Below are 14,313 nucleotides of genomic sequence, written 5' to 3'. Positions count from 1 at the left end.
ACGGGCAAGAACTTTGGATTGCTTCAATCCCACAAGGGTGCTTCTGTAACGGCGATGTAACAGTGAGAGATATATCAGATATGACCGCTTCAATCCCACAAGGGTGCTTCTGTAACTCGGGGAGCACGTGACGGAGGTGCATCGAGGCGAGTGGCTTCAATCCCACAAGGGTGCTTCTGTAACGCGCGTCTGGAACGATGGCGTGCGCCAGCCCATCGACGCTTCAATCCCACAAGGGTGCTTCTGTAACGAAGTCGCACCCTTCTGTACCGTCCAACAAAACAGCGGCTTCAATCCCACAAGGGTGCTTCTGTAACCCGGGAACAAGGGAGAAACCACGGAGCAGATCGGGCTTCAATCCCACAAGGGTGCTTCTGTAACTTCGCCTCCGACGCGACGCTCGTGCCGACCATCAGGCTTCAATCCCACAAGGGTGCTTCTGTAACTCGCAGGCGGAGACGGAGACAACACTATGGCAGAAGCTTCAATCCCACAAGGGTGCTTCTGTAACCATCATCGACCCGGACGAACTCGAGGAGACTGTCGCTTCAATCCCACAAGGGTGCTTCTGTAACAGGTTTCAGTCGCGGTTCTCCTCCCTGTGCCCATCGCTTCAATCCCACAAGGGTGCTTCTGTAACACGCGCGCAAGTCGCGGGTCTCGTCGCTCTCGATGCTTCAATCCCACAAGGGTGCTTCTGTAACAGCTACACTGGACGGGAGGGCGGGATTCCCACGGGAGCTTCAATCCCACAAGGGTGCTTCTGTAACTCGAGCCAGTCCTCCGCGATGGCGGCATCGTACGTGCTTCAATCCCACAAGGGTGCTTCTGTAACGCGGCATGATGCCGCCGGAGAGGTCCGTCGAGTCGCTTCAATCCCACAAGGGTGCTTCTGTAACAGTATCGCGTCCCGGCTTCCCCAAGTCGAGAGCATGCTTCAATCCCACAAGGGTGCTTCTGTAACGCGCTTCCCCGCCATCGAGGACTGCGCCGAAGTCTGGCTTCAATCCCACAAGGGTGCTTCTGTAACACGAGCGGGACCGTCACGTCCGCCGAGTTGCCCCGGCTTCAATCCCACAAGGGTGCTTCTGTAACTCGCTAATCTTCCCGGGAGCATTATCTATTGTTTCTGCTTCAATCCCACAAGGGTGCTTCTGTAACTCTGCTTGTCCTGCACCGCTGAGGCCGAAACCCGTGCTTCAATCCCACAAGGGTGCTTCTGTAACCCGGATTCGAGAGCAACTCGACACGTGGACCGGCAGCTTCAATCCCACAAGGGTGCTTCTGTAACTCGCATCTCATCTAAGAGTTCTGCGAGTTCCTGCTTCAATCCCACAAGGGTGCTTCTGTAACTGTTGGGTCACCAGGGTTGGCTGCCGTCGAGTTGTTCGCTTCAATCCCACAAGGGTGCTTCTGTAACTGTCGGACTTCGACCCGAAAGGCGCGGATATGCCGCTTCAATCCCACAAGGGTGCTTCTGTAACCTTGATTTGCGCGCTCGACGCGCTCCCGAGCGGGCTTCAATCCCACAAGGGTGCTTCTGTAACCAGGGCCTCCTCGCCGTCCGCCTGCTCCGTCTTACGGCTTCAATCCCACAAGGGTGCTTCTGTAACCAGTCGACTCGATAGACTCGCCCGGATTCTGGTTTTGGCTTCAATCCCACAAGGGTGCTTCTGTAACGTCTCGGGCGAGGTGGAGTTCGAGGGCGAGGCGGTGGCTTCAATCCCACAAGGGTGCTTCTGTAACCCGCGACTGTATGACCCGCGCGGGGGTCCCGCAGCTTCAATCCCACAAGGGTGCTTCTGTAACCCGTCGAGGGCCGCGGAACCCCATCTCCCCCGCCCGCTTCAATCCCACAAGGGTGCTTCTGTAACGTGTACGCGCCGTCGGTCTCCCGCACGTGGTTCAAGCTTCAATCCCACAAGGGTGCTTCTGTAACCGGGTTAGGTCCACATTGTGACCGTATTCTCCCCGCTTCAATCCCACAAGGGTGCTTCTGTAACTCGTCTAACCACTCGTCAACAACTCCGATTTCAGTCCGCTTCAATCCCACAAGGGTGCTTCTGTAACCCACTCAGAGACTGTGTGTCCGGTGAGATTAATTGAGCTTCAATCCCACAAGGGTGCTTCTGTAACATGGTTGAGTCCGCGCTCCCCACGCTCGAGAGGTCGCTTCAATCCCACAAGGGTGCTTCTGTAACCATACCCATTTTCAGGCACTCAGTGGTCATAGCCGGCGATTTCACAAAACAGTTTCCGTCGACCTCTGATAACCCGTCTACCCCCCGGGGTCGATGGAAAATCAAAGAAATCGAGCGTCGTTGGTCGGGTCTTCTCCGACCACGGTCCTCTCGACGTACTTTTCGGAGCTCATTCGGTAGATAATCGCGGATTCATTGGGTTCCAGTAAATCCTGTGTTCGAGTCTGAATAGTCTCCAAATCACCCTCAGTGATCTCTCCCTCAAAGACTGAGTTCTGGACATGGGTGAGGTATTTGCGAAGGAAGTTGAGCATGAGTCGCGTTCGGTCGGCTTGCATGTCGTAGACGACGATAACGTAGACCACTGGTCACCACCAACGTTTGAACGGGACGTACTCCTCACCAGTGAGGAGATATTTTTTGAGCTTGTACGCCTCGAGACGGAGGAGATACTGGTAGCTGACCTTCTTTCCGAGATCCGGATGGTCAATTGTACGCTCGAGCGTTTCCTCGTAGGCTTTCGAGAACGTCTTGCGGCCTCGGTCAGTTAACAGACACGAGTTGAGGTCCGTCTCGAAATCGTTCGTCGAAAGTTGACTTCGATTGAGCAGTCGGAAGATGACTCGATCGGTGAGAAGCGGTTTGAAAATATCCGCGATATCGAGAGCGAGCGAATACCGGCGTTCTCCTGGTTCGTGGAGAAAGCTAACAGCGGGATCGAGTGCTGTCGCTCGAATCGCGGAAACCACGTTGGCGTAGACGAGGGAATTGCCGAACGAGATGAGGCTATTGGTCTCGTTATCTGGCGGGTTGTACCGTCGACCGTCGAAGACGAACCCGTCCGGAAGAATGTCGTCGAACGTGGCGTAATATGCACGCCGAGCAGTTGCTTCCACTCCCATTGTCTCGTCGACGGCTGCCACCCCGTCGAGTCGGTCCCTTGTTTCGTCTAGCGTCTCAATGACGTCCTCAAAGTCGTGGCCTCGGCCATTGTAGTAGGTGACGTTCGCTCGCATGTTGTGGATACTACCTGCGACAAACTTCCGGGCCAGCTCGATGCGACGGTCGGAATCGTCATAAGCGCGAACCTGCTCAACGAGCGTCTGGCCTGATGTCTGGCCCCGCTTTGGCATTATCGACCCGGAATAGTAGTCATTCCAGCCGAAGACGTGGATTGCGACGCCGTGTTGGTTGAGAAAGGAGATTAGCCGAGTGTTGTAGTCCACCTGTCCGTGGAGGTAGATCGCCTCTGCTTTCTCGATGGGGAGAAATTTCTTCTCGTCGTCGAGGGTAACGAGGCGAACGGTGTCATTGTGGCGCTCGAGTCGTCCGTCACTGAATACGTGGTAGTTCCTGTCCATGTTCAACAGCTCCAACAGAAGTCGTGATATGCACACGACTCACAAATTGGCTTCTCGGTTGCGGGTGGCGGCGATTCGCTGGTGATAACCGCGTGGATACCTCGAATCGCGTTTTCAACGCGTTCTGTCTCTTCGAGTCCAAGTTCAACGTCCTCCCGCCGCCGCTCCGTCGGATGGGCAAGGACGCCCGACTTCTCGACGCCGACGACGCGCTTCAGATACCACAGGTAGTATAGCAGTTGTAACTTCGCTGGTTCGACGAGCGCAGAAGAGGGTTTGACTTCCATCACACGCCCGTCATCGAGCACGTCGATGGCGATGGTCTCATCGATGGCGACGTTTCGTCGCTTCTCGGCGTAGGCGGTGTCATCGACGTGGGTGCCGCGAACAATCGCCGCATTGCCCCGGTCAATTTCGATGTGGCGGCTGTGGAACCAGAGTTCCCGTTCACAGACGACGTAGTACTGCATCATCACGCCAGTCACGGTGAACCCCTCAGTAACGGTTTCGTCACGAGCGGTCTGTAGCAACTGATCGACCGGATCGACGTCGGTCATAGGAATCTATCCTCCACGGTCGCCTCGGGAACGACGAAACCGAGAGTCGAATCGAAGTGCTTCTCGAACGTCGGTGAGGTCGACCGAAGGACACGAATCTCTGCTTCCTCTTCACGCCCGGCGAGTGGCGGGAGATTCGTGACGACCTCTGCCTCCCGTGAATCCTGATCGTAGATTGGGACTGACACGCGAAGCGGTTTCGTCTCGTCGAGCAATCGTCTCACCCGGTCAAACTCGTAGTCTTCGTATGCTGTTTCGAGGTTGTCGACGAGTGCATCGTCCTCAGCACTGAGACAGACGATAACGTCTATCGCTCGGGGCGCGTCGATGAGCGAGAGCGAGGCGAGTCCATCCCCGTCCGCGGAATCAACCAACTCTACGTAGTTCTCTCGGCCGACGTCCTTGTCGGCGTGGAGTCGCCTGTAATAGTCGGTAACCGCGTCTCTGGCAACGACTCGTCCGGTCAGTTCTGGTTCATCAGACCGAACGAAGTCGAGCGCTGCGGCAGTGACCGGCGTGAGTGCCGTTCCCCGGTCGTAGACGGCGACAGCGGGCGTCTTCGTTTGTTCGTCGGGGGCGTCGAGCCACCAGACCGTGACCGTTCCGTGGTCCTGTTCGAACGACCGGTTACAGCGGCCGGCAGCTTGGACAATACTGTCGACCGGTGCGAGGTCGCGGTAGACCGCCTCGAAGCTCACGTCGACGCCAGCTTCGACGAGTTGCGTGGTGACCGCGGCAACCTGGACATCCAGCCTTCGAAGCTGTTTGATGATTCTCACGAGTGCGAGTCGGTCAGCGGGCCGCAGTCGCGTCGAGAGATGAACGAACGGGTGTTTGTCGGCCGCTTGAATTCGCCTGACGGTTTCGGCGACTGGATCTGAATTGTCTTGGTCGAGCGTGCGAATGTACTCCTCCATGACATCGACTGTTTCGAGTCGGTCAGTGAGGGTTTCCGTGAGTCGTCGGGCGCTGTCGATGGTGTTGCAGATTGCAAGCGTCGCCGTTCCCATCCGAACGTCCTCTGCGAGTTCGGTGGCGGCAGTCTCATAATCTAGCGGCTCGTCCACACCGTTCAGATGTCGTTCGACGGAACTGTGTAGCCGGTACTGGACTCGTTCAGCAATCTGGAAGTACTTGTCTACGTCGTCGACGAGTTCGACCGCCTCGGGGAACAACTCGGGCTGCGTAGCGGTCATCGCGATAACAGTCGCCCCGTACTGTTCAGTGAGCACGTCGACTAGCCGTGGAACGAGTTTCCACCAATCAAGGGGAAGAGACTGCGGTTCGTCGAGGACCAGAACGCTATCACGGAGTGCGGGTACTTTCATCGACTGCGTGTTTCGCGGACCGGTGAGGCTCTCGAACAACTGGACGAACGTCGTCACTGTGAGTCCGGCACGCCAACTCTCTCCGAGCATCCCTGCAACGTCGTCACTGCGGTCTGCGGCGTCGGCATCGCTTCCGTCCCCACCCGTCGCGTCAATGCGAGTCTCTGCGAGATGGTGATGTGTTGCGAGCAATCCGTCAGTCCCACCCGAGTCGAAAATCTCCGCGGTTTCGCCGGCGACCTGGTCGATGATGCTCGTGAACGGGAGTGCATAGACGACACGCTTGCTCTCGGTCGCGTCACGAATTGCGAGGGCTGCGCTCAGCCCTGTAAGCGTCTTTCCCATCCCCGTCGGAAGGGTCAGAGTGCATACGTTCTCGTCTCTCTCGACGAACTCTGAGATGCTTTCCAGAACATCGTCGCGAGCAGCAGACCTGAAATAGTTGAGCTGCTCCTCACGAGTACCGTCCGCATCCGCGTCCGCGTCGGCTTCAATCCCGTGGATGTACTGTTCGAGCGTGTCGAATTGGGGTAGCACCGATTCGTAGACTGACCGATTAGACTGCGCCCCGGCTGCACTCGTTTTGTCCGCGAGGACCAGCGTCCCCCAGCAAGAGAGTACGAGGCCGTAGAACTCGTCTGAGATGAAATTGAGAGAAGTAAACGTCGTCACACCGTCATCGCTGACGTAACTAGCGATTTCCTCAAACAGAGATGAGTCGACGCATGATTTGGCGAACATCTTCCAGGACTCGGTCTGGTTGGTCACTTCCTGAAAGAGGTCCTCCGCGAGGTCCGGGGCGTTCTCGTGGATATCGTGTACCTGGTGCTTCACTGGGTCGAGAATCTGCGACTCTGTCTGCGTTCCATCCGGCTGGAATACGTCTTTCGTCCGGCTGAAGACGTACTCTGCGACGTCTGGCAACCGGCCGTGATGCTTCGCGACCGAAACGAACCCAGCTAGACACGTTTCGGACTCGTATCCAGACTCACGAAGAACGTAGTAGGCAGCGAACGAGCCGAGCGGTGCGTGGTACCGAAACGCGTCGAAGTTCGGTTGTCCACGCATGACACCGATGTACTGCTGAAACCACGTTGTCGCTTTCCCGAAGTCATGGACGAGTGCGAGTTTTTCGATGACTTCGTCGAGCGATTCACCGTGGGGTGTCGTTGCGTCATCCGGGACGACCATCCGCACTCGGTCTCGAACGTCGTGGAGATGGTCGACGAGGTGAACACCAGGTCGTCCATCCTCGGGCGGGTGTGAGTAACGCTCCGCGGATTCGGAAATCAGACGAACATCACCGTCCGACCGTCGACGAGCGCTGTCTTTGGGTTCTGGACTCTGACTGTCCCGCCATCCGGGTTATAAGCATAGCTGGTGAATCCGGTCGTTGTTCGACCACTCGAATCAGCTGCCATGAACGCTGGCGACTCCTCGACCTGACAGCGCGTGTCGGCGCTTGGAACGACGTCGTCGATGGCATTCGGGACTGCCGAGTCGACCGAGACGGTGCCGTCGGTCGGGCCTTCTTCGACCTCGAAGACGCCGTGATACTCGAGTTCAGCCAGATGTTCGGACAGACCCAAGCTCGGGACATAGTGCGATCGCCCGTCCGAGAGCATCGATTCGAGTTCACGGAATCGTTCCTCGTCTCCGAGCCACACGTCGAGTCGGTATGCGGGGTCGACGAGGACCTCGTAGTTGTGCTGCTGGCGAAGCTTCGTCGGATTGGGGAGCGAGACGCTGATCTTCCCTCGAGAGTTCAACGACCGCATCGCCTCCTTCGCGGTGGAGAGCGTGTTCATCGGCATGTTGACTGTCCGAAGCGGTGCGACCGGTTCGATAGCTACGGCAGACGTCTCTGGAGTGAACAGATCGTAGTAGTCGTCCCGACCGATACCGAGGACGGCGGCGAGCAAGCCAGCCGCCGTCGTTCGGGGGATAATCCGGTACGTCTGCTTCACGATGTTTCCCTCGATGCGTCGGAAGTGTCCCCAGGGGCCGTGAACGGTCACTGATAGACAGCGCGGTGGATTACTACCGCTGTCCGACGCTTCATCCTCCCATTCCGAAAGCTGTTCTTGGGACACGGTCAGTTTGCGAGGGTATTCCGAGACTCGTCGTACACGTCGACCACATGAACCGCGTCTGATCCGACCGCTCCTTCAAGTGCCTCATAGAGGACTTCGGGTCCGCCAACTTCGTCCTCGTGCGATATCGGGAGTACGTCGCTCGCGACGACGGAAATCTGTTCGATGCGGTCCGCGCTCCGCTGGATACGGTCGACGAGCGAATCCACCGAGACGGTGAGGTCACGTACGTTTCGGAGTTCGTCGTCGGGCTTTGTTCGACTATCAGTGCGGTCGAGGTCGAGGTCCTTGTCCAGCCCGCCGAGGTGGAAGCTGTCGGTCGCGTACTCGACACGCAGGTAGAGACGTGGCTCTTGTCCAACCTTACTTCGGCTGATGGTTTGGTTCTTGATTGCACGCCAGCAGAGTGTGTCAAGTCGCTTGATGTCTGAGTGAGTGAGCTTTGTATCGGCAGCGCCGTGTTCGTCGACGAGACCGTGGAACCGGATGAGCCCATACTGGATGCGGTGGTCATCAAGGTCGAAGCCACCCTGTTCTTTGTTCTCCTGTGTGGCGATGACGCTCGTGAGGCTGTCGTACTCCTCGTTCTCATTGACGGCGTGCATCGTCTTTCCAGGGGAGAATTGGACCGGCCCGGTGAAGTGGTCTGGGAGGTGGTCTTCATACGCATCATCGGTATCGATGCTCATCGTCGCCCCGAAGTACCGAACGTCGGCGCTGTTATCGAGGAACGTGCCGAAGACCTCCTCGGCAAGGTCTTGGTCCTCGGTGTCGTCGAGGTCAACCTCCTTCAGCCGGTCTTCCAGGAGTTGCTCACGGGTGTACTGATTGCCCTCCTCGTGGACGTTTCGGATGTACACCCCGTGACCGTCAGCGTCGAGCTGGTCTCGGAGATAGCGTTTCAGTCGAACATCGGTGACGATGGCCTGCTGTGTCTGCGGGTCGATTCGGGGTCGGTTAGACCCACTCAGTGGGTTGCCGTTTGGGTTCGCGTCGACGGCGTCGTACAGGAAGACGATTTCAGATCGGTTCTCGACAGGAGTTGTGTCTTCGGACATTGGTTTAGTTGGTGGTCGCGGTGGACTGTTCGGCAGGCTGTTCGGACTCGTTTGCTGCGTTCATCGGACGGTCGTTCATCCCGTAGGTAATCCCGAGTGCGTAGTAGAACCGGAGGTCAGCCGTCTCGATCTCCCAGTCGTCCGGGTCAGGATGAAGTACGGTTTCACGGAGGAAATCGACAATATAGTCGAACTTCGTTCCAGGGTAGCTCCGGCCCTTCTTCTTTTCCTGACGAGTGTACGTAACGGTCTTTTGAATCGCCTCCTGTGTGACCTTCTTGATTCGGTTTCGGGTCACTGCCTTCACCGGGAACTGGTCGACGAGCGTGGTCGAACGGTCGTGTTCGTACTCCTGATAGTTCCCGACCGCGCCGACGAGCGCTCCCAACAGGAACGAGGCACACCGTTCGTCGTTTTCGTCGAGCGCGGGGGTATCTTCGATGAACGATTCGAGTTTCTCTGCTCCGGCGAAACCACCGTCTGTAATCGCGAGTTTGTCTGTTGATGGCATGGTTCGTGAGTCGTAATTTGTTGGTTCAGTAATGTGGTTCTGCTCGCCTGATTCCGACGCCAAGAAGGCACCTTCGGCGCACGCCAGCCCACAGAGCTGGGCGTACTGGCTGGCGACGAGGAATGACGGAAACCCGTGGTCTTCGTCGCCGCTGTCTTCGATTATCCGTGCCACGTATGCTTCGAGGAGGGTCGAGACTGGTATCGAACCACCGCTCAGGACTGCTACGAGGGACTGGATGCGTGGGTCGTCAGCACTGGCGTCTGTGTCGTCGTCTCCCGATGGGAACGTCTGATGGAAGTACCAGCCGGATGCAATCGGCCCAAGAAAATCCTCTCCAGAGAGGAGGTTCCACTTCTCGTTTGTCGGCAGGGCGGCGGTTCGATCCCCGTCGTCCCTGAACGCGGCCGTCTTCAACACAGTCTCGTGAGCAACCGAGAGTGCTGTTGGATACTGAATCGACCCGTTCATTGTTTCACCGAACACGTCGAAGCGAGACATCTGGTGTGGCATCACGGCTGAGACATAGAATCGAAGCTCAAAGCCGTCGAGCGAGATTTCGTTGCGTAATCTGAATGCTCGCTCGACAGGCGTGAGTCGTTCCGAGTCATCGTCTGCTGTCGTCGCTGCGTACAACAGCTTGTACAGTTTGTACGTTCCTTCCGGGGTCGGTCTACCGAAGAAGTACGGGAGATAGTACACGCGCGCACCGAATGTGCGGTAGGTGCAGGCATCGACGAACGTCCCGGCGTTCATCAGCGTGACGGCGGCATCCTCGGATATCGGGTGGCTGCGCCACGCTTCATCGGGATCTAATCCAGGAAACTTCTCCAGTTGCTTGCTGAGGAAGTAGTTCATTGGATCGTCTGCTGTTCCAACAGTTCTGGATCGTTCTTGCGAAACGAGGTCGATCGCGTCCCCGGCTGAATTTTTTGCTTTTCCTTTTGACACTAATTTAGAAAGACGCTGTTGTCGCATTCCCTCTTTCAATACGTCAATGTCACCGGGTAGCTGGTACTTTTCTGATTGTTCAGTCTTTATGGCGACTGTGAGTAGTGCAGTGGATTTTTCTGAAATCTGTGCTTCCGTCTCACTCGCGACTTTCTCCAGTATTGACTCGTCTTCACCAGCCTGAGTTAGTTTCTCGATTATCCAACCTTCTTCGTGTTCCAGCTCGACCTTCTTTACAGCGTCTTCAGTCGGCCAGCGAGTAAGCCTGTCAGTTGCGTACTTTCCGAGTTTCTCGGGGCTCTTTCTGTTCCCACTTTTATGAGTGATGCTGTGGTCAATACCACTCCCCTTATTTGCAAAGTAGCAGTGCGCCACCTCACCGACTATCTTCTCCGAATACTTCGTGACCCACACTGGCCCTCGGTCATCATCCGCAAGCTGTGGTTCCTTACCTGAGAGGTCCACCCGAACGACGATGAGACTATCTGGTTCGTCCACAAGGTCACGGGCTGCATCGGGAGTGAGGTACGACGCGTAGTCGCCGCCGCCCGCGGTCGCGAGCGTGTAGAGTTTCCCGTACAGGTACTGTACGTCTCGAAGCGACGAGACTGGTTTTTCGGGAAGCTCTGAAGTGAGTTCATCCGGTGGATACGCTTCCCGGAACTCCTCAGGCGAAAGCACGCTCACCCTCCAGTTCAGTTCCATCGGGGGCTGTCTTCTCAACGATATTCAAGAAGCCGAAGCCGTATCCGTTCCGGCCACCGAGTCCCGTGTCCAGTGCGAGATTGAGGTGGCGGCGATGGGTATCGTCGCGAACACGATAATCGAAGCGCCACTTGCTCACCACGACGTCAATTCTCGTCCCGGTCGTCACGGTCAGTGGCAATGCGTACGTTTTCAGCAGGTCGTAGCCTTCAAATAAGTCGCCTGAAACGTCTTCAGGGCCGGATTGGTAGTCGTGTGCGAACCGGTCGTGTTTGTGCTGTAGGTTCGCCTTGGTAGCTTCTTTGAACGGTTCCATCGTGTGTTCGGGTCGCCAGTACGTCGGTGCGTCGTGTGAATCCTCGATACCGTACCGGTCGCGATGCGGTTCGGTCAGTCGAACGAACACACCCGTGGCGCATTCGACGACGCCCCGAGTCCCAGGTTCGCCGACATCCACATTGAGTGCACGCAGGTCGTCGACGTCGAACGGCATATCCCCGATGTTGAACTCGGGATTCGACTTGAGGTCGCTCGCGATGGTCGCGAGTAACTCCTCACGAGGTGACGCTATCAAGACGTGTCGCTTATCACCTTCTGAGATGTCTCCCCACGGAAACGGGTTCGAAAAGACGAGACCCATCGGTTCTCCGTCGTCGTGCTCGTCGTCGTATTCTGTGTCCTCAAGCGCTCGCCAGATGCGTCCGCGTAACTTATCGTGGTAGTCGTGGCGGTACGCTGTGTCCTGTCGGGCGCGAAGATCGACCAGTAACCGCACTATCTATGCCTCCGTTTGGATTCTGATTTGTCAACAGTCATGTCATGCGCCATCTTTCGGTTGATGTTCCTAAAACTGTTCGGGGAGGATACTGTTCACTGAGTGGAGCTGTTGTATGGGCGATTCGTCTGACCCTCCAGCAATATTCCAACCTACAGAGTTCGTCTGTAACCTTCACGAGGTCGCAGCCGTCTTCTCGATGACCGATGCTTCAACCTCACACGGGTCCTTCTGTAACTGCCGACCGGTCTTCAGGTTGAGGAATATTCCCAAGCTTCAACCTCACAAGAGTCCATCTGTAACGACTCGAAGCTCGGTGTGCCGGTCTACATGGACCAGCTTCAACCCGACAAGGGTTCGTCTGTAACGCGTGAACGCGGTTTTCGTCGAGGTTCGACGCGATGCTTCAACCCGACAAGGGTTCGTCTGTAACCCGAGTTGCGAACCCACGGATTCAACGACATAGCATGCTTCAACCCGACAAGGGTTCGTCTGTAACAGCCACTGAACGGGGCTTGTGCCGGGGAGTCCGCGAAGCTTCAACCCGACAAGGGTTCGTCTGTAACGCTTCGACTGCTGGAGCGGGCCGACGCGGTGGAGTCGCTTCAACCCGACAAGGGTTCGTCTGTAACGATTGGAGCACAAGCGATGACGATGATGGTGAGGGAGCTTCAACCCGACAAGGGTTCGTCTGTAACGTGGGACGTACGCGGCGAAGATGGCCACAGAACTCCGTGCTTCAACCCGACAAGGGTTCGTCTGTAACTCTACCATCGCGACTCCGAGGTCCTGTCGATTCAGCTTCAACCCGACAAGGGTTCGTCTGTAACCATGACTGATTCAGCCACTGTGAGCCTTCTACCGGCCGAACTGCAATGAGGTTTCCGTCGACCGTCAGTACTCCCTCAAGACCGGGGGGTCGATGGAAGATGACCAAGTACGTTTCCGATGACTGCCGCCCTTCGCCTTTTGCAGTCGTTACCTGAGAGGGTAGCCTGAAGGACGAAACAGAGACGCTCTGGTGAGTCGACGGCTCGGCTACTCGTCGTCGTGTGTCGCGGCGACGTTCACCGGTATGGCACCAGACTATTAGCTCTGCTCTCTTCGGTAAGAATGCATCTCGGGCACTTCCGAGACACTTTCCTACAACACTCAAGCAGCGAATGCGTTGCTTGCTCTGCAGTTGTGGAATGCGATTCAGCCTGCAAGGTCCGTCTGAAATACCGTTGGACGTGCCGGTTTGCGTGCTCAAGCCTTGCTCCAACCTTACAGGGGTCCGTCTGCAACATCGGAGCGGGTCGCTCAGGTCATGGTCATGGCTGAGCTTCAACCCCACAAGGGTCCGTCTGTAACTCGGCGACCTCCGGCGGTGCGTCCATCTGGGGGACGCTTCAACCCAACAATGGCCCATCTGTAACACGTGGCAGTGGGTTTCAGAGGTGACGATAGACCAGCTTCAATCCTACAAGGGTCCTTCTGTAACTGAGATTCCGACGTTGCTCCTCGACGAGGACCACGAGGCTTCAACCCTACAAGGGTCCTTCTGTAACAAGTATCTCTTTAGAGGTCTTGCGAAAGGTGCGAGTGCTTCAACCCTACAAGGGTCCTTCTGTAACTAGCGGGCGAGCAGTTCGGACGAAACGAGGTCGTCGCTTCAACCCTACAAGGGTCCTTCTGTAACCGAAGGGCACCGCATGGTCGAAGTCGACGGGGTTTCGGCTTCAACCCTACAAGGTCCTTCTGTAACGCCGACCTCGTCGGACTACCTGCCGTACTTCCGAACGCTTCAACCCTACAAGGGTCCTTCTGTAACTCAGCGGTCACAGCGACCAGCGCAGTCTACTGCGCGGTCCTTCTGTAACCGGATGAGCCCGTTCGGAGACGACGAGCGGGAGTCGCGCGCAGTCTACTGCGCGGTCCTTCTGTAACCATGGCTGATTCAGCCACTGTGAGCCTTCTACCGGCCGAACTGCAATGAGGTTTTCCGTCGACCTCCAGTAACCCCTCAGGACCGGGGGGTCGACGGAAGACGATCAAGTACTTTTCCGATGACTGCCACCTTTCGCCTTTTACAGTAGCTACCTGAGAAGGGGGCGTGACGTACGAAACAGAGACATTCCGCTGGGTCGACGGCCCACCTATTCCTCGTCGTCGTCCTCAAGCTCGTCGACGTCGAGGTCGCCGGAAAGGTACGAACGACCGAGGCTGGAGAGTTGGTAAATCGAGCCGGATTCATCGTAGTACTCGACGAGACCACGTTCCATCAGCACCAGAAGATGCTCTCGAACAGTCGTCCTCGCGTAATCGGTGTTCTCTGCGATTAGGCGGGGAGTCAGTACGAGTTCTTCATTCCCCTCGTTCAGCAACCGCTCTAAAATCGCTCTGTCTGCAGGCGTCATCCACGATGCCAGAGGGGTTCGCACTGAGTCTGAGGTCTTTCTGGGGTCGTATTACGATTTCGGCATTTTGTCATGTTCGTTCAGCACTGTACAGTTTTCGTACAATCTTGTGGGTAGAAGTTATTAGCCTCTCGTACAGACCTGTGGGTACGAGAGCTTCGCGCGGACCCATCGCTACCTGGCTGGGTCCGTTGAGAAATGCGGGCCCGATGCTGGAGACATCGGCTCGCGTGGACTCCCGTGATTACGGCACGAAAGCCATGTACGAAGACACGCCCGCGGGCCTTGAATCGCCCGCATCGACGACTGACGGCGGTGTTTCGTGTGAGGACGAGACGCCCGCACAGACGACTGACTACGACTGCGACGACGAC

The 14,313-nt window shown here is 56.8% G+C and carries 9 protein-coding genes and 2 CRISPR repeat arrays (1 of these 11 running past the window's edge); all 9 genes read right to left on the bottom strand.

The features are described from left to right. Positions 1 to 2,201: direct repeats of the CRISPR family, unit length 30 nt; unit sequence GCTTCAATCCCACAAGGGTGCTTCTGTAAC (it extends 244 nt beyond the left edge of the window). Positions 2,202 to 2,302: 101 nt separating this feature from the next. Beyond that, positions 2,303 to 2,566 (bottom strand): CRISPR-associated endonuclease Cas2, encoded by a 264-nt coding sequence (gene cas2, locus ACSC1P_RS21835; RefSeq protein ID WP_435362338.1) that lies wholly within the window; start codon positions 2,564 to 2,566, stop codon positions 2,303 to 2,305. A gap of 3 nt (positions 2,567 to 2,569) precedes the next feature. Beyond that, positions 2,570 to 3,562 (bottom strand): type I-B CRISPR-associated endonuclease Cas1b, encoded by a 993-nt coding sequence (gene cas1b / locus ACSC1P_RS21830; protein WP_435362337.1) that lies wholly within the window; start codon positions 3,560 to 3,562, stop codon positions 2,570 to 2,572. 2 nt (positions 3,563 to 3,564) lie between these two features. Then, complete coding sequence (gene cas4, locus ACSC1P_RS21825; RefSeq protein ID WP_435362336.1) at positions 3,565 to 4,119, bottom strand: CRISPR-associated protein Cas4; 555 nt, start codon at positions 4,117 to 4,119, stop codon at positions 3,565 to 3,567. Continuing rightward, positions 4,116 to 6,740: a CRISPR-associated endonuclease Cas3'' gene (locus tag ACSC1P_RS21820; protein WP_435362384.1), complete on the bottom strand. Its 2,625-nt coding sequence runs from the start codon at positions 6,738 to 6,740 to the stop codon at positions 4,116 to 4,118. Before ACSC1P_RS21820 ends, cas4 begins: the two co-directional genes overlap by 4 nt. Then, a complete protein-coding gene (gene cas5b / locus ACSC1P_RS21815; RefSeq protein ID WP_435362335.1) occupies positions 6,737 to 7,540 on the bottom strand; it encodes a type I-B CRISPR-associated protein Cas5b in 804 nt (267 codons plus the stop codon). The genes ACSC1P_RS21820 and cas5b overlap by 4 nt, the downstream gene beginning before the upstream one ends. A 2-nt stretch (positions 7,541 to 7,542) precedes the next feature. After that, positions 7,543 to 8,598 carry a type I-B CRISPR-associated protein Cas7/Csh2 gene (gene cas7b / locus ACSC1P_RS21810; protein WP_435362334.1) on the bottom strand — a complete coding sequence of 352 codons (1,056 nt, stop codon included), beginning with the start codon at positions 8,596 to 8,598 and terminating at the stop codon, positions 7,543 to 7,545. Positions 8,599 to 8,602: 4 nt separating this feature from the next. Beyond that, positions 8,603 to 10,741, bottom strand: coding sequence for a type I-B CRISPR-associated protein Cas8b/Csh1 (cas8b, locus tag ACSC1P_RS21805; protein ID WP_435362383.1), 2,139 nt, complete (start codon positions 10,739 to 10,741; stop codon positions 8,603 to 8,605). Then, complete coding sequence (cas6, locus tag ACSC1P_RS21800) at positions 10,728 to 11,540, bottom strand: CRISPR-associated endoribonuclease Cas6 (protein WP_435362333.1); 813 nt, start codon at positions 11,538 to 11,540, stop codon at positions 10,728 to 10,730. Before cas6 ends, cas8b begins: the two co-directional genes overlap by 14 nt. A 208-nt stretch (positions 11,541 to 11,748) precedes the next feature. After that, a CRISPR array of direct repeats spans positions 11,749 to 12,370; the repeat unit is 30 nt; unit sequence GCTTCAACCCGACAAGGGTTCGTCTGTAAC. A gap of 1,308 nt (positions 12,371 to 13,678) precedes the next feature. Next, complete coding sequence (locus ACSC1P_RS21795) at positions 13,679 to 13,939, bottom strand: helix-turn-helix domain-containing protein (protein WP_435362332.1); 261 nt, start codon at positions 13,937 to 13,939, stop codon at positions 13,679 to 13,681. Positions 13,940 to 14,313 lie beyond the last annotated feature (374 nt).

The sequence above is a fragment of the Haloarchaeobius caseinilyticus genome (assembly GCF_051207395.1).
Classification (GTDB): domain Archaea; phylum Halobacteriota; class Halobacteria; order Halobacteriales; family Natrialbaceae; genus Haloarchaeobius.
This window is presented reverse-complemented; position numbering and strand designations above follow the sequence as displayed.

Bases quoted from the DNA above. Each gene is read 5' to 3' on its own strand.
- cas1b (WP_435362337.1), bottom strand. From the start codon at position 3,562: ATGGACAGGAACTACCACGTATTCAGTGACGGACGACTCGAGCGCCAC.
- cas4 (WP_435362336.1), bottom strand. From the start codon at position 4,119: ATGACCGACGTCGATCCGGTCGATCAGTTGCTACAGACCGCTCGTGAC.
- cas7b (WP_435362334.1), bottom strand. From the start codon at position 8,598: ATGTCCGAAGACACAACTCCTGTCGAGAACCGATCTGAAATCGTCTTC.
- ACSC1P_RS21795 (WP_435362332.1), bottom strand. From the start codon at position 13,939: ATGACGCCTGCAGACAGAGCGATTTTAGAGCGGTTGCTGAACGAGGGG.